Below are 18,937 nucleotides of genomic sequence, written 5' to 3' on the forward strand. Positions count from 1 at the left end.
CGGCTGACTCGATGGCCTCGCGGCAAAGCGTAACCGGTGGCCCTCGGGCGCGACCGCTTTCCGCCTACTCCGCGGACTCGTCGGGCGTATTCGCGTCGAGCACGCTGACCGCGATCCCGTACGGCAGGAACCGCACCCGTCGGGTCGGGTCGGTGTTGTTCTTGTTGGCGCGCAGCGCGTCGAGTTCGGTGGGATACACCTGTTCGATATGGGCGCCGCCGTCGGCGTCGACGGTGTGGATCGCCCACACGCCGTCGCCGGTCTCGCCCGTGGTCTCCGGTTCGGTCCGCGGACGGCTGACACGTCCCAGCTCGTCGAGCAGTGCGCTCCACCCGGCGCGCTCACCGGAGGTCGTGAAGAACCGGCCGACACCTTCCAATGCCTCGCGGGCGACCCGGTCGAAGTCGTCGGGGTCGAAGCCGAATGGTCCGTTGCTGCTCATTGCCGTCCTCCTCAAGTACCGCAACACTCACGGTACTCACGTTTCGTTCCGAGGCGCGACAGAGAGGCGACCGCATGACGTTCACCCAGGCCGACCTGTTGTCCGCCGTCGAACGCTCACCTCACCTGGCGGCCGCGCACGACCGTGCCGGATGGGTCTCGCTGTACACGCCCGATGCCCGAATCGAGGATCCGGTCGGCAGCCGGCCACACCGCGGCACCGATCGCATCGACCGCTTCTATGCGACGTTCATCGCACCGCGCGACATCACCTTCCACGTCCGGACCGACCTGGTGGTCGACGAGACGGTCCTCCGCGACGTCGATCTCGAGGTCCGGATGTCCCCGGACGTGACGATGCACATCCCCGCCTTCCTGCGGTACGACCTCGCCGCGGTGGGCGGGGAACTCAAGATCACCCGTCTGCGGGCGTACTGGGAGTTGCGCGCCATGGTCGGCCAGTTCGTGCGCAGCGGACCCCGGGCGGTGCCGGTCGGCGGGGCGCTCGGCGTCGCGCTGCTGCGCAACCAGGGGCCGGCCGGTGTGGCGGGGTTCCTCGCCGGGCTGCGCGGTGCGGGTACCGCAGGCAGGGGCGAGGTCGACCGGTTGCTCCGCGACGCCGCGGCCGGCGACGAGGTCGCGGTGCGGCGCAGGCTCGGCAGGGGTACGCGGGTCACCGTCGGTGATCATGCTCCGATGAGCGGGGCCGAGTTGCTCGCCCTGCTCGCCGGTGCGCGGTGCGACAAGCTCGTCGCCGCCGGGCGCCACGTGGTGGCCGCGCTGCGAAGGCCGGACGGGGAATCCGTGGTGGTGATCGCCGACGTCGAGGCCCGGCCGATCACGATCACGCGCCTGCGTCTCTTCGCGCGGTTAACCGTGCAGGACCGCGGGTAGACCTGCCCCGTGAGCACACCCAGCGATGAAGCCGACAAGAACGAGACCGACGTCGGTGAGGACCAGAAGGTCGCCTCCTCCCGGGCCGGGAAGGAAAGCGACGACGAGGACGGCACGTACGTCGGCCGCACCGGCAGCGACGACGCTCTCGATGACGAGCAGAGCGGCGCGGAGGCCCGGGCACAGCAGCAGGGCAACTGAATCGGGGCGGGACGGCCGGGTTGCACCTCACCGGAACTCGGACATGAGACGGTATGACGACCATGTCTGACCGCCAACACATGACCTACGAGGACTTCGGACGCAGGTTCTTCGAAGTCGCCGTCACCGAGGAACGGGTCGGCGCGGCGATCGGCGAGATCGCCGGCGACGCGTTCGAGATGGGCCCGATGGGTCAGGGGCCCGGCGGCATCGCCAAGGTGACCGCCCGGGTGAAGATCCAGCAGCCCCGGGTCACCCGCCACGTCGGCGAGATGATCACGTTCGCGATCCGGATCCCGCTCGAGATCGACATGACCGTCGATCTGCGCATCGACAAGCCGAAATTCGTTGTGTACGGGGAGATCTCGCTACGGGCGTCGGCGCTTGCCGCGCATCCGCTGCTACTCATCCTCGACGTCAAGAAGCCGCGGCCGTCGGACATCTCGATCCACGTGACGTCCAAGTCCCTGCGCGCCGAGGTGGTCCGCGTCATCGGTGGGATCGACTCCGAGATCAAGCGCTTCATCGCCGCCCACGTCGCGGGCGAGATCGAGAGCCCCGAGTCGAAGCAGGCGCAGGTCATCAACGTCGCCGAGATGATCGACGAGTCCTGGTCCGGAATCTGACACCGGCGCCAGATGCGGCCGCCGCGGCGCGAGCCCCTCGCCGCTGGGCACGCCCCGCAGGTGCGCCCACAGGTGCGGGACGAACATGTTCCGCGTCCACGACACCTGGGACGCCGCCCGGGATCGGATCGACGACTGCTCGGCGCGCGCGTCCGCGGCCGCCCAGCTGTGGTCGCTGCCGGGCAGGGCGAGCGCCTCGGCCGCGGCGGCGGCGAACAGCCGGTGTCCCTTGGCCGAACCGTGCACGCGGTCGGCGCTCCAGGTGTCCGGTTCGCGCATCGACTCGGCGTGGAAAAGGTCGACGAGCCGGAACCCGTGCCGGTGCGCGGCGGTGCTGATGACGCCGTTGATCCGGCGCACGCGCCCGCTGATCAGCCTGCCCACCGGGAGGATCGCGGCGATGTCGGGGAACATCGTGGTGACGACGGTGGCGCCGGAGGCGGCCAACCTCGCGTAGACGACGTCGAGATCGGCCATGGCCGCGCCGAACGACCGGCCGGGCCGCGTGACGTCGTTCATACCGATGCAGACGGTGACCAGGTCGGGCCGCATCGACAGCGTCAGCGGCAACTGGTGGTCGAGCACGTCGGCGATCCGGCGGCCGCGCACGGCCAGATTGGCGTACGCGAGCCCGGGGTGGAGCGTGTTCAGATGGGCGGCCAGCCGGTCCGCGAATCCGATCAGACCGCCGTGCTCGTCACGGTCCCACAGTCCTTCGGTCTGACTGTCACCGATCGCCACGTAGCGCGAATAACCTGTCACGGCCGAAACCTCAGCGGTCGAACGGTCTCGCGAGGGCTTCGGCGACGATCCGGTAGGCGACGTCCTCTTCGGCGTGCACACCGGGGAAGAAGTAGTAACCGTGCGGCATCCCCTCGGGAAAGTACTCGGCGGTCCGCCCTCCGGAGGCCCGGATCCGCTCTCCGAACGCCCTGGCGGAGTCGACGATCGGGTCGTGGGTACCGGCGGTGATCACCGTGAGCGGGTAACCGGTCAGGTCGCCCTCGATGGGGCTGACCCACGGATGGTCCCAGGGCGTGGGGCCGACGTAGGCGCCGCGGATGAATCCCGCGAACGCCATGTCGTAGACGATCCCGCGTGGCGCCTGGGTGCGGAAGGAATCCCAGCGCTCGAAGTGGAAATCGGGCATCGCGCCGAGCATGACCACCGCATCCGGCACGCGGACGTCCTCGTCACGGGCCCGTAACGCCAGTGCCGCAGCGAAATTCGAACCCGCCGAGTCGCCGGCCACCGCGATACGACCGGTGTCGCCGCCGACGAGCCCGGCGTTGTCGGCCACCCAGCGGTACACGTCGAACGCGTCGTCGAGCGGAGTGGGGAACATGAACTCCGGTGCGGAACGGTAGTTCGCCGAGACGACCAGCGCGGAATTGGTGAACGCCAATTTGCGGGCGAGGAAGTCGCAGTCCTCGGACACCCCGACGGTGAATCCGCCGCCGTGGTAGTAGACGATCACCGGCAGCCGCTCGTCGGCAGGCGCCGACCCCGGCCGGTAGAGCTGGCAGCGGGCCACCCCGTCGCGCACCGGCAGATACACCTGGTCGACGTCGACGTCCGGCACCGCCTGCGCCCCGCTCGGCGGGACCAGGGCCGGGTCGGGTTGATGTCCGTCGCCGATGTATCCGCTGCGCACCGGCCCGATCATCAGATCCCGCAACGCCACCGGTCGCCGGTTGTTCGCGATCACCCGGTACATCGGCATCGCCGGATCGTCGGGCGCGATGTAACTCAGGCCGTCGATGGTCACGGGTGCGGTGACGTCCACCTGACCGGCGGGCACGCGGCGCAGTGCGGCGGGGATCACGCCCGGAAGCCTACGGAGGTGTTCGATCCCGTTCACGCGGGTACGCCTCAAATGCCTCCGAGAAAGGACCGCGTATGCCGAACGAACTACAGGGCCGCAAGATCGCCATCCTCGCCGCGGACGGTGTGGAGAAGGTCGAACTCGAACAGCCGCGCGCCGCGGTGGAGACCGCGGGCGGGCAGGTCGAACTGCTGTCCGTCGAAGCCGGTGAGATTGAGGCGCGCAACCACGACCTCGAACCCGCGGGCTCGTTCGCCGTCGACCGCCCGGTCGGCGAGGCGAAGGTCGACGAATTCGACGCGCTCGTCCTGCCCGGCGGCACCGTCAATCCCGACAAGCTGCGCCTCGACGAATCGGCCGTGGCGTTCGTGCGCGACTTCGTGCGCTCCGGTAAACCGGTCGCCGCGATCTGCCACGGCCCATGGACTCTGGTGGAGGCCGACGTCGTGCGGGACCGCACACTCACGTCGTACCCCAGCATCCGCACCGACCTGCGCAACGCCGGGGCGACCGTCGTCGATCAGCAGGTCTGCATCGACGGGAACCTGATCACCAGCCGGTCCCCGAAGGATCTGCCGGCGTTCTGCCAGGCGATCACCGATCAGTTCGCCAACACTCCCGCGCACACCTGATCGATGACCTCCGTCGTCATCGTCGGCAGCGGGTTCACCGGTTTCGAGTGCGCCCGGCACCTGGCCCGCAAGCTGCGCAAGAGTGAGTCATCCGGATCCGAACCGATCGAGATCACGATCATCTCGCCGGTCGACTACATGCTCTACACGCCGCTGCTGCCGGATGTGGCCGGCGGTCTGGTGGACGCGCGGTTCGTCACGATCCCGTTGGCCAACAGCCTGCGCGGGGTGCGCGTCGTGCGCGGGCGCGTCGACAAGGTGGACTTCGACCAGCACACCCTGGCCTTCACCGACCCCGAGGAACGGGTCCGCAGCATGCCCTGGGACCGCCTGGTGCTGACACCGGGTTCGGTGACGCGGCTGTTCGACGTCCCCGGCCTGGCCGAACACGCCCGCGGGCTGAAATCGACCGCGGAGGCCCTGTATCTGCGCGACCACGTCCTCGAACAGCTCGAACTGGCCAACATCGACGAAGACCCGGCACTGGCCGCGGCGCGGCGGACGATCGTCGTGGTGGGCGCGTCGTACTCCGGGACCGAACTGGCCGTGCAGCTCCGGGCGCTGGCCGACGCAGCGGCCCAGCAGATGGGCTTCGATCCCGACAGCGTGCGGTTCGTGCTCCTGGATCTGGCCGAACAGGTCATGCCGGAGGTCGGCGAGAAGCTCGGCGAGGCGGCCCAGCGCGTGCTGCGCGGACGGGGCGTCGACGTGCGCCTGGGTGTGACGCTCAAAGAGGTCCACGACGACCACGTCCTGCTCACCGACGACACCCGCATCGACACCCGCACCGTTGCGTGGGTCACCGGCGTGACCGGCGCACCCCTGATCGAGACGCTCGGGCTGCCCACCGAGAAGGGGCGGCTGAAGGTGGACGCGGATCTGCAGGTGCCCGGTCACCCCGACGTCTTCGCGGCCGGCGACGCGGCCGCCGTGCCGGATCTGACCCAGTCGGGCGCGATCACGCCGCCCACGGCGCAGCACGCCACCCGGCAGGGGAAGGTGTTGGCGCGCAACGTCGCGGCGAGTCTCGGACACGGCACCAAGAAGCTCTACAAGCACCGGAACATGGGTCTGGTGGTCGATCTGGGACCGCGCTACGCGGTGGCCAATCCGCTCGGTGTGCGGTTGTCCGGGCTGCCGGCGAAGGCCGTCACGCGGGCCTACCACCTGTACGCCATCCCACGGTTCGTCAACCGGTGGGCGGTGTCGCTGGCCTATCTGACCGATGTGTTCTTCGCCCGGTCGGTGGTCTCGATCGGACTCTCGTCCGCCGAGGACGCCCGATTCTCCGCCAGCGAGGGCATTCCGATGCCCAGAGGGGACTGATTCAAACTCCCCGGAGCGGGAACAGTAGAGCCATGGCTACCTATCGCGTGTTGAATCCGAAGGGTGAGGTCGTCTCGACCACGGACATCGAGAGCGCCGACGACGCGCATGCCTGGTTCGTCGAGCAGGTCCCCGGCAATGAACTCGGCTACCGGATGGAGGTCAAGGTCGAGGAGGACCGCTGGGACTTCATCGACGACAGCGAGGGCGACCGCTCCTACTGACCGCGGCGTAGGTGGTGCACGGTGCCGAAACTCAGTGCCGGACTGCTGCTCTACCGCATCGTCGACGGCGTCCTCGAGGTTCTGCTCGGGCATCCGGGCGGCCCGTTCTGGGCGCGCCGCGACGACGGCGCATGGTCGATTCCCAAGGGGGAGTACACCCCCGACGAAGACCCATGGGTCGCCGCGCAACGGGAGTTCGCCGAGGAACTCGGCTCGCCGGTTCCCCCCGGCGAACCGCTTCGTCTGCGACCGGTGAAGCAGCCCGGGGGCAAGGTCGTCACCGTCTTCGCCGTCCGCGGCGACCTGGACCCGCAGACGGCGATGAGCAACACGTTCACCCTCGAGTGGCCGAAGGGCTCGGGCAGGCTCAGGGAGTTTCCCGAAATCGACCGGGTGGCATGGTTTCCGGTGGAGGCGGCGCGGACGAAGTTGCTTGCTGGTCAGCGTCCGGTGCTCGATGAGCTGTCGGCCGCTGTCGGCGCAGAACCCGGGTAGGGCGGACGTCGATCGCGTTGACGGTGAGTGCGCGACCGTGGATACGCCAGCCCGCGGGGGTGTGCTGGTATTCGTCGTCGTAGCGCAGGTGCCACACCACATCGGTGACCTCCCGTCCGGACTGGCTCCAGTGGTGGGCGATGCAGGTGATGCGGCCCAGCGCGTATCCGCGGTCGGCGGTCTCGGCGTACACCTCGCCGACGATCGCGTGCTCGGTGCGCTCCATCCCGGACAGTCCCGCCATCGCCGTCCGGACGCCGTCGTGCCCGTGTAGATGCCGCGACGGGGTGAGCACGCGCGGAGGGTCGGGCAACCGCATCTCGGCGGTGTCGGTGAACAGCTGCACCACGTCGTCGAACCGGCGGTCGTCGACCGCGGCGGCGTAGAGGTGCACGAGGTCGGACAGCGCGAGCCGATCGGCCACGCGGAGCGTCACGAGATCAGCCCGAGTCGCCGGGCGCACGCCGACACCGCGTCGGTCGCCTCGTCGAGCGAGGTGACCGGCGGCATCGCCAGCACCACGCGGTCGGCTCCGAGTGCGGCGAGCTTCTCGGCGCGGGCCGCGTCGATCTTGGTCACGGCGTGCCCCAGGGACAGTTCGAGCGCATCGGGGTCCCGGCCTGAATTGCTTGCGGTGGAACGCATCTCGGTGATCAGCTCGTCGAGCTCGGCACCGGCCACACCCAGGGGCTGGAACCCGTCACCCAGGCGCCCCGCGCGTCGCGCCGCCGCCCGGCTGTGCCCCCCGATGTGGATGGGCACACGCCCATACGGCTTCGGGTAGCACATCGCGTGATCGAAATCGAAGAAGCGGCCGTGGAAACCCGCCCCGTGGGGCCTGTCGTCCCACAGTGTGCGCAACACCTGGATCTGTTCGTCGGCACGCCTCCCGCGGGTGCTGAAGTCGGCGCCGCACGCGCTCAGTTCCTCGGCCAGCCACCCGGTGCCGACGGCGAGGCGGACCCGGCCGCGCGACAACGCGTCGACGGTGGCCACTCGCTTGGCCAGCACCACCGGGTGGTGGTTGGGCAACACCAGAACTCCGGTCGCCAGGCCCAGCCGCTCGGTGTGCGCGGCGAGGAACGACAGCAGGTCGAGTGGATCGGGAACCGCAGTGTCGGCGGCGAGTTCGACCCGTCCGGAGGGGTCGTAGGGATAGACGCTGGCGTACTGGGTCATCAGCACGGTGTGCTCGACCACGACGATCGACTCGAAACCGCATGCCTCGAGGTGTCGCGCGAATGCCACCATCCAGGCCGGATCGGCGGTGACCCCGGCGGCGACCGGCGCGACGACGGCGTACCTCACGGGACCGGCGGCCCGTTGCCGCACGCACACCCGACGGCTTCCCGGTTGAACCGCTCTCGGTACCCGCCGTCCGCTGATACGGTCGCCAACGGCATGGCGCGATAGTACAGATCGGCGTTCGTGGGTGGGCGAAGGTCGACGAGGACACGAGCGAAGGGCGAATCCGTGGCAACGCTTCACGTGGGCGGGCAACCGCTACCCGGCACTTTCACCAACCGTTTCCTGGCGCACCTGCAGGTGGCCACGGCCGCACGGTTCGCGTCGGGCAAGGGTTACTTCCTGACCATCGCCCACAACGGCGAGGGTGGCGCCGAGCAGACGGTGAGCCACTGGATGCACCCCGGTCTGCCGGTCAGCTTCGGCTACGACGTCACCGACGGATCCGGCGGCCGGGTGGCGCCGGAACCGTTGCAGGACAGCGAGGTCGAGGAGATCACCGCCGCCATGGACACCCCGTACGGCGTCCGCGGCAGCGACGGCCTGTGGTGGCCGTTCACCGACGGGGCGTAGCGGCTACAGGTCCAGCGTCAGCCGCTGCCCCTCCGGCGCACGCGACACGCAGGTCAGCATCATGCCGGCGGCGCGTTCCGGCTCGGTGAGGAGTGTGTCGCGGTGGTCGACGGTGCCGTCGAGCACCCGGGTCCGGCACGTTCCGCAGAACCCCTGCCTGCACGAGTACGCGGTGTGCACACCCGACCGGTTCAGTGCTCCGAGCAGGGTCTCGTCAGCGGCCACCGAGACCACCGCCCCCGTCGAGGCGACCGACACCGAGAACGGCGCGCCGTCGACGACGGGCGGGGCGGCGAACCGCTCGAAGTGCAGTTCGACCTGGGCGCGTCCGGCGAGTGCCGACCGCACCGCGGTCAGCATCGGTGCCGGCCCGCACGCGTACACGGTTGTGCCGTCCGGGCACTCACCGAGGAGATCCTCGGCTGTCGGCACACCCCCGACGTCGTCGGTGTGGATGCGCACGCGATCGCCGTAGCCGGCGACGTCGTCGAGGAACGGCAGGCTGGCGCGACTGCGGCCGGCGTAGGTCATGGTCCACGGCACGCCGAGGCGCTGCGCCGGCGCGAGCATCGACAGGATCGGGGTGATGCCGATGCCGCCGGCGACGAAGTGCAGCCGTCGCGCGGGGGATCCGTAACCGGGCAGCGTGAGGGGAAAGGCGTTGCGGGGCCCGTGCGTTCCCACGGTGGCGCCGGGGCGCAGTCGCTCGTGCACCTCGACCGAGCCGCCACCGCCGCCGGCGATGCGCCGTACCGCGATCCGGTAGCTGTCCCGTACGGCGGGGTCGCCGCACAGTGAGTATTGCCGGATACGTCCACTGGGCAGGTGCAGGTCGAGGTGCGCGCCGGGGTGCCAGGGCGGCAGTGCGCCGCCGTCGGCGGCGGTGAGCGTGAGCGCGACGACGTCCTCGTCGTGTGCGACCACCCGGCGGTCGGTGACGGCGAGCCTGATCAGGTGTTCGTGCGGTCGCGGCTCGGAGATGTCGCGGACGCGGCCCGACAGGGCCCAGAGCGCGGAGATGGCGGCATCGGCGACGCCGATCGACAGATCGTGGCGCAACCGGCCGAACGCGCTCGGCGGCGCCTGCCGGAACCGATCGAGCAGCATCTACAGGTGTGCGGCCCGCGCCGCGGGGGAGCTGGCGAGGTAGGCGACGGCCTGCGCGGTCGACCCCATCTCCTCGGGGGAGAACCCCGGCCGGAAGTACATCAACGTGTTGGCGCCGAACAGCTTTCGGTAGCGGGGCAGCAGGCCCAGCTTGGAGTCGCGCATCCGCATCCGGTTGAAGCGCCACCAGCCGATATCGGTGTTCGGGTCACGCTTCACCAGATACCAGGCGGCCCGCTGGAAGAACACGAAGATCATCGCCACCGCGATGCACATCGCCCTGATCCGGTCGGAGTAGCTGTCGTGGAAGTGGACCGCGACGTCGTGGGCGACGCTGCGGTGCTCGACCTCCTCGCTGCCGTGCCAGCGGAACAGGTCGACCATGGTCGGGTCGGCACCGAAGTCGTCCCATGCGCAGTTGAGGGCGAAGTCGCCCATGACCGCGGTGTAGTGCTCGATGGCCGCGATCAGCCACAGTCGGTCGCACAGGTGGTTGAGCCGCCGCTTGGGATCGGTGGACGTGCTCGGCGCCAGCATGCGGCCGAACACGTACTCGATCTGGTCGAGGACCGGCCCGGGGTCGATGCCGCGGGCCTCGAGATAGTCGTGCAGAACTCGCTCGTGCACGTCGGCGTGGGTGGCCTCCTGGCCGATGAATCCGCGCATGTCCTCGGCCAACCGGGGATCCCGCACCAGCGGCAGCGCCTCGTTGAAGGTCTCGACGAACCAGCGTTCGGCGGCGGGCAGCACGATGTTGAGCAGGCTCACGACGTTGGACGCCACCGGATGGCCGGGGATCCAGTGCAGATCGCTGTCGGTGACGTCGAAGGCCACCCTCCTGGCCTGGATCTGCACGGGACCCGGGTCGATCTCCACGTCGAAGCGGCGCGGTCGCAACATTGCACACCTCCTGATGCCGGTGACGCCCGCAGTCTACGACGGTTAGGTGGGAACGCAGGTTTCGGCTAACGCCCGGGTGTCAATACGACGTGCCATGGCGGGGATCAGCGACGTTCTCGACTGGGCCAAGCACCAGGTGACGTCCAGGGTGCCGAAGGCGGACCTGGACCAGCGCGATGCGGACTACATCCGCGAGCAGTTGCCCGGTACGTGGCTGCTCGCATCGCTGTACTTCCGGGCCGACGTGCGGGGCCTGGACCGCATCCCGGCCGAGGGGCCCGTACTGCTGGTCGGCAATCACAGCGGCGGCAACCTGCCGCCCGACACCTTCGTGTTCACGCTGGCCTTCTGCTCGTACTTCGGTGTCGAGCGGCCGTTCTACCAGTTGGCGCACAATCTGGTGGTGTCCGTCCCGGGCCTGGGATGGCTGCGCAAATTCGGCACCGTCGCAGCCAATCCCGACAACGCCCGGTTGGCGCTCGAATCCGGGGCGGCGCTGCTGGTCTACCCCGGCGGCGACTACGAGGTGTTCCGACCGTCGTGGGAGCGGCACCGGGTCGACTTCGGCGGCCGCAAGGGCTACGTGAGGCTGGCCCGTGACGCGGGGGTGCCGATCGTGCCGGTGGCCAGTGTCGGCGGTCAGGAGGCGGCGCTGTTCCTCGACCGCGGTCAGTGGCTGGCGCGGTTGTTGATGGTGGACAAGCTGGCGCGGTTGAAGAGTGTGCCGATCCTGTTGGCACCGCCGTGGGGTCTGGTGGTCAGCGACCTCATCCCGCGACTGCCGTTGCCGACGAAGATCGTCATCGAGGTGCAGGAGCCCATCGCGGCGGCCGACATCGCCGACGCCGACGCCGACGTCATCAACGACAAGGTGGTGGCGAGCCTGCAGGGCGGGGTGGACCGGCTGGCCGCGGAGCGACGATTCCCGGTGCTGGGCTAGGGGGGCGGCATGAGGCTCGAACGGCGATGTGTGCTCGACGCCGACCGCGACACGGTGTGGAAGGTGGTCAGCAACCCGGACTGCTATCCGGAGTTCATGGCGAGCCTGGAGCGCTGGGAGACCGTCACCGAGGGTCCGCCCGACGTCGGGTCCCGGTTCACCGTGCACTGGAAGGTGGGTTCGGTGCCGATCGGCGGCATCGTCGAACTCGTGGAATTCGATCCGCAGCGTGACCTGGCGTGGATCGGCATCACCGGGGTGACGCTGCGCGGCCGCTTCCGGTTGCGTGACGGCAACGACGGCCGCACCAAGGTGACGTTCCGGCTGTCCTACGAGGCGCCGGGCGGGGTGCTCGGGCTGATCGCCGACCGGGTGGCGGCCCGACAGGTGGGGCGCACCATGTCCGAGACGCTCAAGCGGCTCAAGGCCCTGGTGGAGGGCTGACCGTTTCGCGCGGTCCGCGGCGGGTAGTCCGGCCCCATGGCTGAAGCGACGAAGCTGGCACTGGTCACCGGCGCATCAACGGGTATCGGATTCGAACTGGCCAAACTGTTCGCCCGGGATGGCTACGAGCTGGTGATCGCGGCCGACGAGGCGCAGATTCACGTTGCCGCACAGGAACTTTCGCGAATCGGTCGGCAGGTGACACCGGTCGAGGTGGATCTGCGCACGGAGGAGGGCGTGGCCTCGCTGTATGCGAAGGCGACGGCGAACGGCCGCCGGCTGGACGCGGCGGCGATCAACGCCGGGATCGGACGGGCCGGGCGGTTCGTCGACGGCGACCTGGCCGAAGACCTCGCGATCGTCGACCTCAACGTGCGCTCCACGGTGCACCTGGCCAAACTCGTGCTGGCCGACATGGACGAGCGGGGCAGTGGCCGGGTGCTGTTCACGTCGTCGACCGTCGCCGCGATCCCCGGGTCCAACCAGAGCATCTACAACGCGTCGAAGTCGTTCGTGCAGAGTTTCGCCGAGGCACTGCACGACGAGATGCGCGACACCGGGGTGACGGTCACCGCGCTGATGCCCGGCCCCGTCGACACCGAATTCTTCACCCGCGCGAAGATGCGCAACACCCCTGTCGGCGGTCCGCTGCCCAAGGACGACCCGGCGGACGTGGCCAGACAGGGTTACGAGGCGATGAAGCGCGGCGATCGGAAGGTGGTCGCGGCGTCGCTGATGTCGAAGGCACTGGGGGCGGCCACCATGGTGCTGCCCGACGGGATCAAGGCGCGGATGAACCGGCTGATCGCCAAACCGATGGAGCGCTGAGGTCAGCCGACGGGCGGCGGAGTCCCCGCGCCCGGCGCACCCTGGATCGGCACGATCGGGGTGGGCGTCACCGTCGTGATGCCGTTGGACCCCACCCGCGGTCCGCCGGCCGGCTGCGACGCCTTGAGGCGGTCGGCGGCGGCCTGGCTGCAGTCCAGCATCAGCAGCATCTTGCCGCCGGACGTCAGCTTCTGGGTGTCGACCAGGCAGCTCGACTGCGGCAGCACGCTGCCGAACGAGCCGCCGAAGGTGGCCTTCACGCCCTGCGCGCGCAGGATCTGCAGTGCCTTTGTGTAGGGCTCCCCGACGACGTTGTAGGTGCCGCCCGGCTGGGACGCGGCCACACCGGTGCCGATCACGGCCGCGGCCCCGGCGGCCAGCACTCCGGCGCCGAGCGTCACGAGCTTCTTCAACATGGCCTCCGTCGGTTGTGTGCGGTGCGAACATATCGCAGCGGTGACGAATGTGAAACCGGAGAACGGCGCTCCGGCGTTACAGCCCATCTCACAGCACAGGGCGCACCAGCGAACCCATCACTGCGCCGAGCGCCGCCGCGCGGGGGTCGGTGAAGACGTCCTCGAGCAGGCGCTGGCGTCCGTCCGGACCCCGTAGCGGCACCCGCCAATTCGGGTACTCGTCGCTGGTGCCGGGCTGGTTCTGGGTCTTCAGATCTCCGACCGCATCGGCGAGGGACAGCGACAGCAACCGCGACGGGGTCCGGCCCAGATACCGGTGCAGGGCCAGGATCACGGCGTCGGAACCCGGTTCGCCATCCGGTCCGATGTCGCCGTCCTGCGCGGGCAGCAGGCCCACCCGGCGCAGTTCGGACAGCCATGCGGCCTGCGCGGCCCGGTCGTCGGCGAGTTCCTCGGCCGCCGGACGGGTGAGCAGCCCCAGCTCGTCGCGCAACCGGACGTGTTCCCCGGCAAGGTATCCGGCGGTGGGCGGCAGATCGTGCGTCGTCACCGCCGAGAGGCAGAACTCCCGCCACCGCTCCGCGGGCAGCGGCCCGCCGTCGCCGTCACGGTCGTGCTCGAACCACAGGATCGAGGTGCCGAACAGCCCGCGGTCGTGCAGGTAGTCGCGCACCCAGGGTTCGACGGTGCCGAGGTCCTCACCGACCACCACCGCCCCCGCCCGGTGCGCCTCGAGCGCGACGATGCCGATCATGGCCTCGTGGTCGTAACGGACGTAGGTGCCGTCGGTCGGTGCGGCGCCGCGCGGGATCCACCACAGCCGGAACAGACCGATGATGTGGTCGATCCGGACGCCTCCCGCATGCCGCAGCACCCCGCTGACCAACGCGCGGAACGGTTCGTAGGCCCGCTCGACCAGCTGATCAGGGCGCCACGGCGGTTGCGACCAGTCCTGGCCGAGCTGGTTGAACTCGTCGGGCGGGGCGCCGGCGGTGACGCCGAGGGCGAGCACTTCCTGCAGGGCCCACGCGTCGGCGCCGTTGGGGTCCACCCCGACCGCGAGGTCGTGCATGACCCCGATGTCCATCCCGGCGCCGATCGCGGTGGCGTGAGCGGCGGTGAGTTGCTCGTCGAGTTGCCACTGAAGCCAGCGGTGGAAGTCGACGTCGTCGGCGTGCTCGGCGGCGTACGCGGCCACCGCCTCGCTGCGTGGACGCTGCAGTTCGGCCGGCCAACCGTGCCAGTCGTTGCCGTACTTCTCCGCCAGCGCGCACCAGACGGCGAAGTCGTCGAGGGCGCGCCCCTCACGCGCCCGGTATCCCGCGTAGGAGAGCTCGCGTCCGGCCGACCGCTCGACGTGGTAGATGGCCGTCAGTGCCGCCCGCTTGGCCCGCCAGGCCGAATCGCGATCGACGAGCTCCTTGCGCCGGGCGCGGGCCTGAACCTCGGTGCGCGCGCGCCGCAACCGTCCCCGGTGGCGCAGTTCGGCGTATTCCGGGATCGCCTCCGGCCGCAGGTACAGCGGGTTGACGAACCGGCGGGACGTCGGCAGGTACGGCGACGGTTCCATCGGCACGGCGGGCGCGGCCGCGTGGAGGGGATTGACCAAGATGAACCCGGCGCTGTGCCGCGTCGCCGACCACACCGCCAGGTCGGTGAGGTCGGTCAGGTCGCCGACTCCCCACGAGCGGTGCGAGCGGACGCTGTAGAGCTGGGTGGCCAGCCCCCAGCTGCGACGGGCCCCGAGCCGCGGCGGCACCGGAGGGGTCGCGGGGGACACGATGAGCGGCGCGTCCGCCTCGACCGTCCCGCTGCGCATGTGCACCCGGTGGTATCCCAGCGGCAGGTCCGCGGGCAGCTCGAAGCTGGCCTCACCGACCTGTCGGCCGTCGAGATCGAAAGGCGGTGTGTCGTTGCGCAATTGGCGCAGAGCAGTGCGGGTCGAGCCGTCCTCGAGCGCGACCCACACCTCGACGGCGTCACCGTGGGTGACATGCACCCAGAACGACGACGTGCTTCCGGTGCGGGCCAGGATCGTGGGCGGCAGGGACCGCTGCCAGTACATGCGGTCGTGCTGTGTGAGCGCGGCGGCGCGTTGCTCGTCGTCCGCTGCGGCGACGCCCAGTGCAGCGAGCACCGCGATCAGCGTCGACTCGGGTACGGCGACCTGGGTGCCGGACCAGTCCTCGTAGTGGGTGGCGACGCCGTGGCGGGCGGCGAGTTCGACCAGGGACGGGGACAGTTCGGTCATAGCTGACCATCCTGCCGTGAGTGAGGTGGGCACGCGCGCGAGCATTCCCGTTCCGCGTGAAAGTAACCGGCCTGGGTATGGTCGCGCCCATGGCCTCTGGAGTGCTCGATGTGTCCGCGGTGCGTGTGCGCCGGGCCCGGGTCGCGGTGGCCGCGCAGTTCCTCACCAACGGTGCGTTGTTCGCGAACCTGCTGCCGCGCTATCCGGAGATCAAAGCCGACCTGGCGCTGACCAACGCCGTGTACGGCATCACGATCGCCGCCTTCTCCGCGGGGGCCTTCGTCGCCGGCCTCGCGGCAGCCGCTCTCATCCGCCGCTTCAATTCGGCCCGGGTCGCCGTCGCGGGGACCGTCACCATCGCGGTGTTCGTGTTCGCGGCCGGGCTGGCGCCGTCGGCGGTACTGGTGGCCGCGGCGCTCTTCCTGGCGGGCGCGGCCGACGCGGTAACCGATGTGGCGCAGAACGCCCATGCCCTCCGGGTCCAGCGCAGCTACGGCCGGTCCATCATCAACTCCGTGCATGCCGTGTGGGCCGGCGGTGCTGTCCTGGGCGGGCTCATGGGCGCGGGCGCGATCGCCCTGGAGGTCCCGCGTCCGGTGCACCTGGGGGTCGCCGCCGTGGTGTTCACCGGGGTGGTGCTGGTCGCCTATCACTTCATGCTGCCGGGGGCCGATCACGACGACCATCCGGCGGCGGCCTACGCCGACGGCGAGCGCGCCGGGCGGAAGGTGTACCTGGTGCTGGTCGCGCTGGCCGTCATCGCCATCGCCGGGGCGTTGGTCGAGGACGCCGGGAGTTCGTGGGCCACCCTGTATCTGCGCGACAGCGTCGGCGCTCCGGGCGCGATCGCGGCGTTCGGGTACATCGCCCTCGCCGCCTTCATGTTCGTCGGCCGGCTCCTCGGTGACCGGCTGGTCGACCGGTTCGGCGAGACCGCTGTCGCCCGCGCCGGGGGAGCGTTGGCCGCGGCGGGCATGGGCGCGGCGCTGGCCTTCCCGAGCGTTCCCACGACGATCGCCGGCTTCGCCGTCGCCGCGCTCGGCGTGGCCACCGCGATCCCGGCGGCCATGCACGGCGCCGATCAGCTCCCCGGACTGCGACCCGGTACCGGTCTGACCATCGTCACCTGGCTGTTGCGCATCGGCTTCCTGGCCTCACCGCCTGTCGTGGGCCTGATCGCCGACTCCACCAGCCTGCGGATCGGATTGCTGACGGTCCCGCTCGCCGGGCTGGTGATCGTGGCGCTCGCGGGCGCGCTCAATGTGAGAGGCCGGCCAGTTCGATCGTGAGCACACCGGCCACGATGAGGGCGATTCCCGCGCCCATCGTCGGCGTGAGGCGTTCGCCGAACAGGAACCGCGCCAGCACGGCGACGAGCGCGACGCCGCAGGCCGTCCACACGCCGTAGGCGATGCCGACCGGCAGGCCGAGGGACAGCGTCAGCCACAGCAAGGTGAACGACGCCAGGTAGCCGAGCACCACCGGCGCGATCCAGACCTTCTTGCGGAACCCGTCCGACGCGCGCAGGCACAGCGTCGCGAGCACCTCCAGCGCAATGGCAGCCGCGAGGGCGAGATACATCACAGCGCGCCACGCGTTTCCGGCCGCGGGTGCGCGCCGACCTCCACCAGCAACACCCCGCCGATGATCAACGCGATGCCGGCGGCGATCGGCCAGGTGAACGGATCGCCGAAGATCCCGGCCGCCAGGACGGCGGTGGCCGCCGTACCCGAGGCGCCCCAGATGCCGTACGCCACACCGACGGCCATCCCGGCCCGAAGTACGGCGGTGAGGAGTACGAACGCCCCGAGGTACCCGGCGACCACGACGATCAGCCACCACGAGTCGTCCTGAGATGCCCGGAGCGCGAAGGTCGCGGTGACCTCGGTGACGATGGCTGCGGTCAACAGCACTGACTTCCGCACCGCGTCAACCTATCCGACGTGATGAGTAGCCTGGTCGGGTCGAGGCTTACCGCAGGGAGGTGCTGCCGCGTGACGACAGAATCAACCGGGGCATCGGGTCGGACGGCGGCCGCCGAGCCCGTGGTCGACACCGCGTACGGGCCGGTGCGCGGCGCCGACGACGGTGTCGTGAAGGTGTGGAAGGGCGTTCGCTACGCCGCCGCGCCTGTCGGCGAACTGCGCTGGCGCGCCCCCGAACCGCCCCGACCGTGGCGCGAGGTCGCCGACGCCCGCCGTGTCGGTCCGGTCTGCCCGCAGTCGACCGATCCGCGGATCCCCCTCGATCTCGGTGGTGTGCAGGACGAGGACAGTCTGCGGCTCAACGTGTGGGCCCCGTCCGGTACCGCCGCCGGCGACGGGAAGCCCGTGATGGTGTGGGTGCACGGCGGCGCCTACGTCCTCGGCTCGGCGAATCAGCCGCTCTACCACGGCAAGGCGCTGGCCTCCGGGGGCGACGTCGTCGTGGTGACGGTCAACTACCGGCTCGGCGCCTTCGGTTTCCTCGACCTGTCCGCGTTCACCACCTCACGCGGCAGGTTCGACACGAACCCCGGTCTGCGTGACGTGCTTGCCGCGCTGCACTGGGTGCAGAACAACATCGCGGCGTTCGGCGGTGACCCGGCGCGGGTCACACTGTTCGGCGAATCCGCAGGCGGCGGCATCGTCACCACGCTGATGACGAGTCCGGCGGCACGCGGGCTGTTCTCGGCGGCAGTCGCGCAGAGTTCTCCGGCGACGTCGGTCTACAGCGCCGAGCGTGGGCGGCGCACGGCCGAACAGTTCCTCGACAAGGTGGGCGTCTCAACCGCCGACAGCCACCGTCTTGTCGAGGCGCCGCTGCCGACCCTGCTCGCCGCCTCCAAACGCCTCTTCGACGAGGTTCCGGTGCGGACGCCGGGCACACTGGCCTTCGCGCCGATCGTCGACGGCGACCTCGTCCCCGACCTCCCGGTCAAAGTGGCCCGCAACGGTGGTTCCCTTCCGGTGCCACTGATCATCGGCACCAACAAGCACGAGGCCGCGCTGTTCCGGTGGATGAAGTCGCCCCTGATGCCGATCACACCGCACGCCATCAGCTCGATGTTCGCCGAGATCGCCGCCGAACAACCCGGACTGCAGCTCCCGTCGGAGGCCGACCTGGTGGGCGCCTACTCCGGGCTGCGCGGGAAGGCCAGGGGGTTGGGCGTGGCCCGCGACATCGGCTTCCGGATGCCGTCGGTGTGGTTCGGCGAGGGCCACAGTGCCGTCGCGCCCGTCTATCTGTACCGGTTCGACTTCGCCACCCCGATGCTGCGGCTGCTGCGCCTCGGCGCGGCCCACGCGACCGAATTACCCTATGTCTGGGGCAATCTCGTGGCCGGCCCGAGGGATCCCACGTTCAAGCTGGGAGGTCTGAAGACCGGTACCGCCGTCTCCGGCCGGCTGCGGGGGCGGTGGACCCGGTTCGCCGCGTCCGGGCAACCCGGAGGCGCGCCGCCGTGGCGTCCGTACCGGGCCGACGACCGGGCCACCCTGGTGATCGACGGCGAGGACTCGATCGTCGACGACCTCGACGGTGACCTGCGCGCCGCATGGGGTGACGAGGTCCTCAGTTTCCGGTAGGGC

At 70.1% G+C, this 18,937-nt stretch carries 22 protein-coding genes and 2 pseudogenes; 13 read left to right on the forward strand and 11 right to left on the reverse strand.

The window, feature by feature from the left end:
• Positions 1-64: 64 nt before the first annotated feature.
• Positions 65-442: an Rv0313 family protein gene (locus AU196_RS03875; RefSeq protein ID WP_059093772.1), complete on the reverse strand. Its 378-nt coding sequence runs from the start codon at positions 440-442 to the stop codon at positions 65-67.
• 74 nt (positions 443-516) lie between these two features.
• Between AU196_RS03875 and AU196_RS03880 the strand changes: the two genes are divergently transcribed.
• From AU196_RS03880 to AU196_RS03890, 3 genes are read left to right on the forward strand one after another with little or no spacing between them, the layout of a single operon-like run.
• Positions 517-1,335, forward strand: coding sequence for a nuclear transport factor 2 family protein (locus AU196_RS03880; protein WP_059093773.1), 819 nt, complete (start codon positions 517-519; stop codon positions 1,333-1,335).
• 9 nt (positions 1,336-1,344) lie between these two features.
• On the forward strand, positions 1,345-1,536 hold the full coding sequence (locus AU196_RS03885) for a hypothetical protein (RefSeq protein WP_059093774.1): 192 nt from the start codon (positions 1,345-1,347) through the stop codon (positions 1,534-1,536).
• Between the two features lie 53 nt (positions 1,537-1,589).
• Positions 1,590-2,162, forward strand: a complete 573-nt coding sequence (locus AU196_RS03890; RefSeq protein WP_059093775.1) for a hypothetical protein — start codon at positions 1,590-1,592, stop codon at positions 2,160-2,162.
• Here the strand turns inward: AU196_RS03890 and AU196_RS25000 are convergent.
• Positions 2,157-2,924: pseudogene (locus tag AU196_RS25000) on the reverse strand (SGNH/GDSL hydrolase family protein); the annotation flags it as partial. The gene AU196_RS03890 and the pseudogene AU196_RS25000 sit on opposite strands and share 6 nt — an antisense overlap.
• Before the next feature lie 10 nt (positions 2,925-2,934).
• On the reverse strand, positions 2,935-3,987 hold the full coding sequence (locus AU196_RS03905) for an alpha/beta hydrolase (protein WP_059093778.1): 1,053 nt from the start codon (positions 3,985-3,987) through the stop codon (positions 2,935-2,937).
• A gap of 74 nt (positions 3,988-4,061) precedes the next feature.
• On the opposite strand from AU196_RS03905, the gene AU196_RS03910 reads away from it, so the two are divergent.
• From AU196_RS03910 to AU196_RS03925, 4 genes are read left to right on the forward strand one after another with little or no spacing between them, the layout of a single operon-like run.
• A complete protein-coding gene (locus AU196_RS03910) occupies positions 4,062-4,619 on the forward strand; it encodes a type 1 glutamine amidotransferase domain-containing protein (protein ID WP_059093779.1) in 558 nt (185 codons plus the stop codon).
• Positions 4,620-4,622: 3 nt separating this feature from the next.
• Positions 4,623-5,945 carry an NAD(P)/FAD-dependent oxidoreductase gene (locus AU196_RS03915; protein WP_059093780.1) on the forward strand — a complete coding sequence of 441 codons (1,323 nt, stop codon included), beginning with the start codon at positions 4,623-4,625 and terminating at the stop codon, positions 5,943-5,945.
• A 32-nt stretch (positions 5,946-5,977) separates the two neighbouring features.
• Positions 5,978-6,169, forward strand: a complete 192-nt coding sequence (locus AU196_RS03920) for a hypothetical protein (RefSeq protein WP_059093781.1) — start codon at positions 5,978-5,980, stop codon at positions 6,167-6,169.
• Positions 6,170-6,190: 21 nt separating this feature from the next.
• Positions 6,191-6,664 carry an NUDIX hydrolase gene (locus AU196_RS03925; RefSeq protein ID WP_059093782.1) on the forward strand — a complete coding sequence of 158 codons (474 nt, stop codon included), beginning with the start codon at positions 6,191-6,193 and terminating at the stop codon, positions 6,662-6,664.
• A gap of 43 nt (positions 6,665-6,707) precedes the next feature.
• Here the strand turns inward: AU196_RS03925 and AU196_RS25005 are convergent.
• Both AU196_RS25005 and AU196_RS03935 read right to left on the reverse strand, forming a co-directional pair.
• A pseudogene (locus AU196_RS25005) lies at positions 6,708-7,127 on the reverse strand (nuclear transport factor 2 family protein); the annotation flags it as partial.
• On the reverse strand, positions 7,097-7,972 hold the full coding sequence (locus tag AU196_RS03935) for an LLM class F420-dependent oxidoreductase (RefSeq protein WP_059093865.1): 876 nt from the start codon (positions 7,970-7,972) through the stop codon (positions 7,097-7,099). The pseudogene AU196_RS25005 and the gene AU196_RS03935, both read right to left, overlap by 31 nt.
• A 165-nt stretch (positions 7,973-8,137) precedes the next feature.
• On the opposite strand from AU196_RS03935, the gene AU196_RS03940 reads away from it, so the two are divergent.
• The gene (locus tag AU196_RS03940) at positions 8,138-8,482 is read left to right on the forward strand and encodes a DUF7882 family protein (protein ID WP_059093784.1); all 345 of its coding nucleotides are present in this window, start codon (positions 8,138-8,140) and stop codon (positions 8,480-8,482) included.
• Positions 8,483-8,485: 3 nt separating this feature from the next.
• Here AU196_RS03940 and AU196_RS03945 read toward each other — a convergent pair whose 3' ends face one another.
• Both AU196_RS03945 and AU196_RS03950 read right to left on the reverse strand, forming a co-directional pair.
• Positions 8,486-9,589, reverse strand: a complete 1,104-nt coding sequence (locus AU196_RS03945; protein ID WP_059093785.1) for a PDR/VanB family oxidoreductase — start codon at positions 9,587-9,589, stop codon at positions 8,486-8,488.
• Positions 9,590-10,489 carry a metal-dependent hydrolase gene (locus AU196_RS03950; protein ID WP_059093786.1) on the reverse strand — a complete coding sequence of 300 codons (900 nt, stop codon included), beginning with the start codon at positions 10,487-10,489 and terminating at the stop codon, positions 9,590-9,592. It abuts the gene before it with no gap.
• Between the two features lie 94 nt (positions 10,490-10,583).
• On the opposite strand from AU196_RS03950, the gene AU196_RS03955 reads away from it, so the two are divergent.
• Genes AU196_RS03955 through AU196_RS03965 form a run of 3 tightly spaced genes read left to right on the forward strand, consistent with a single transcriptional unit; the run spans position 10,584 to position 12,701 of the window.
• Entirely contained in the window at positions 10,584-11,429 is an 846-nt protein-coding gene (locus tag AU196_RS03955; RefSeq protein WP_059093787.1) for a lysophospholipid acyltransferase family protein, read from the forward strand.
• Between the two features lie 9 nt (positions 11,430-11,438).
• Positions 11,439-11,873: an SRPBCC family protein gene (locus AU196_RS03960; protein ID WP_059093788.1), complete on the forward strand. Its 435-nt coding sequence runs from the start codon at positions 11,439-11,441 to the stop codon at positions 11,871-11,873.
• Positions 11,874-11,909: 36 nt separating this feature from the next.
• Positions 11,910-12,701, forward strand: a complete 792-nt coding sequence (locus AU196_RS03965) for an SDR family NAD(P)-dependent oxidoreductase (protein ID WP_082695616.1) — start codon at positions 11,910-11,912, stop codon at positions 12,699-12,701.
• Between the two features lie 2 nt (positions 12,702-12,703).
• Here the strand turns inward: AU196_RS03965 and AU196_RS03970 are convergent, their stop codons facing one another.
• Complete coding sequence (locus tag AU196_RS03970; protein WP_059093867.1) at positions 12,704-13,114, reverse strand: hypothetical protein; 411 nt, start codon at positions 13,112-13,114, stop codon at positions 12,704-12,706.
• Between the two features lie 91 nt (positions 13,115-13,205).
• Positions 13,206-15,368, reverse strand: a complete 2,163-nt coding sequence (gene malQ, locus AU196_RS03975) for a 4-alpha-glucanotransferase (protein WP_059093789.1) — start codon at positions 15,366-15,368, stop codon at positions 13,206-13,208.
• Between the two features lie 89 nt (positions 15,369-15,457).
• On the opposite strand from malQ, the gene AU196_RS03980 reads away from it, so the two are divergent.
• The gene (locus AU196_RS03980) at positions 15,458-16,657 is read left to right on the forward strand and encodes an MFS transporter (protein WP_059093868.1); all 1,200 of its coding nucleotides are present in this window, start codon (positions 15,458-15,460) and stop codon (positions 16,655-16,657) included.
• Here the strand turns inward: AU196_RS03980 and AU196_RS03985 are convergent.
• Together AU196_RS03985 and AU196_RS03990 are read right to left on the reverse strand one after the other, a co-directional pair.
• Complete coding sequence (locus AU196_RS03985; protein WP_059093869.1) at positions 16,626-16,949, reverse strand: DMT family transporter; 324 nt, start codon at positions 16,947-16,949, stop codon at positions 16,626-16,628. The two genes, AU196_RS03980 and AU196_RS03985, sit on opposite strands and share 32 nt — an antisense overlap.
• Positions 16,949-17,293 carry a DMT family transporter gene (locus tag AU196_RS03990; RefSeq protein WP_059093790.1) on the reverse strand — a complete coding sequence of 115 codons (345 nt, stop codon included), beginning with the start codon at positions 17,291-17,293 and terminating at the stop codon, positions 16,949-16,951. Before AU196_RS03990 ends, AU196_RS03985 begins: the two co-directional genes overlap by 1 nt.
• A gap of 69 nt (positions 17,294-17,362) precedes the next feature.
• Here AU196_RS03990 and AU196_RS03995 point away from each other — a divergent pair, with 69 nt between their 5' ends.
• On the forward strand, positions 17,363-18,934 hold the full coding sequence (locus AU196_RS03995; protein ID WP_059093791.1) for a carboxylesterase/lipase family protein: 1,572 nt from the start codon (positions 17,363-17,365) through the stop codon (positions 18,932-18,934).
• Positions 18,935-18,937: the final 3 nt, after the last annotated feature.

This window comes from Mycobacterium sp. IS-1742 (genome assembly GCF_001500125.1).
Classification (GTDB): Bacteria; Actinomycetota; Actinomycetes; order Mycobacteriales; family Mycobacteriaceae; genus Mycobacterium.

Bases quoted from the DNA above. Each gene is read 5' to 3' on its own strand.
- AU196_RS03880 (WP_059093773.1), top strand. From the start codon at position 517: ATGACGTTCACCCAGGCCGACCTGTTGTCCGCCGTCGAACGCTCACCT.
- AU196_RS03890 (WP_059093775.1), top strand. From the start codon at position 1,590: ATGACGACCATGTCTGACCGCCAACACATGACCTACGAGGACTTCGGA.
- AU196_RS03985 (WP_059093869.1), bottom strand. From the start codon at position 16,949: ATGTATCTCGCCCTCGCGGCTGCCATTGCGCTGGAGGTGCTCGCGACG.
- AU196_RS03980 (WP_059093868.1), top strand. From the start codon at position 15,458: ATGGCCTCTGGAGTGCTCGATGTGTCCGCGGTGCGTGTGCGCCGGGCC.
- AU196_RS03950 (WP_059093786.1), bottom strand. From the start codon at position 10,489: ATGTTGCGACCGCGCCGCTTCGACGTGGAGATCGACCCGGGTCCCGTG.
- AU196_RS03910 (WP_059093779.1), top strand. From the start codon at position 4,062: ATGCCGAACGAACTACAGGGCCGCAAGATCGCCATCCTCGCCGCGGAC.
- AU196_RS03920 (WP_059093781.1), top strand. From the start codon at position 5,978: ATGGCTACCTATCGCGTGTTGAATCCGAAGGGTGAGGTCGTCTCGACC.
- AU196_RS03945 (WP_059093785.1), bottom strand. From the start codon at position 9,589: ATGCTGCTCGATCGGTTCCGGCAGGCGCCGCCGAGCGCGTTCGGCCGG.
- malQ (WP_059093789.1), bottom strand. From the start codon at position 15,368: ATGACCGAACTGTCCCCGTCCCTGGTCGAACTCGCCGCCCGCCACGGC.
- AU196_RS03875 (WP_059093772.1), bottom strand. From the start codon at position 442: ATGAGCAGCAACGGACCATTCGGCTTCGACCCCGACGACTTCGACCGG.
- AU196_RS03915 (WP_059093780.1), top strand. From the start codon at position 4,623: ATGACCTCCGTCGTCATCGTCGGCAGCGGGTTCACCGGTTTCGAGTGC.
- AU196_RS03955 (WP_059093787.1), top strand. From the start codon at position 10,584: ATGGCGGGGATCAGCGACGTTCTCGACTGGGCCAAGCACCAGGTGACG.
- AU196_RS03960 (WP_059093788.1), top strand. From the start codon at position 11,439: ATGAGGCTCGAACGGCGATGTGTGCTCGACGCCGACCGCGACACGGTG.
- AU196_RS03965 (WP_082695616.1), top strand. From the start codon at position 11,910: ATGGCTGAAGCGACGAAGCTGGCACTGGTCACCGGCGCATCAACGGGT.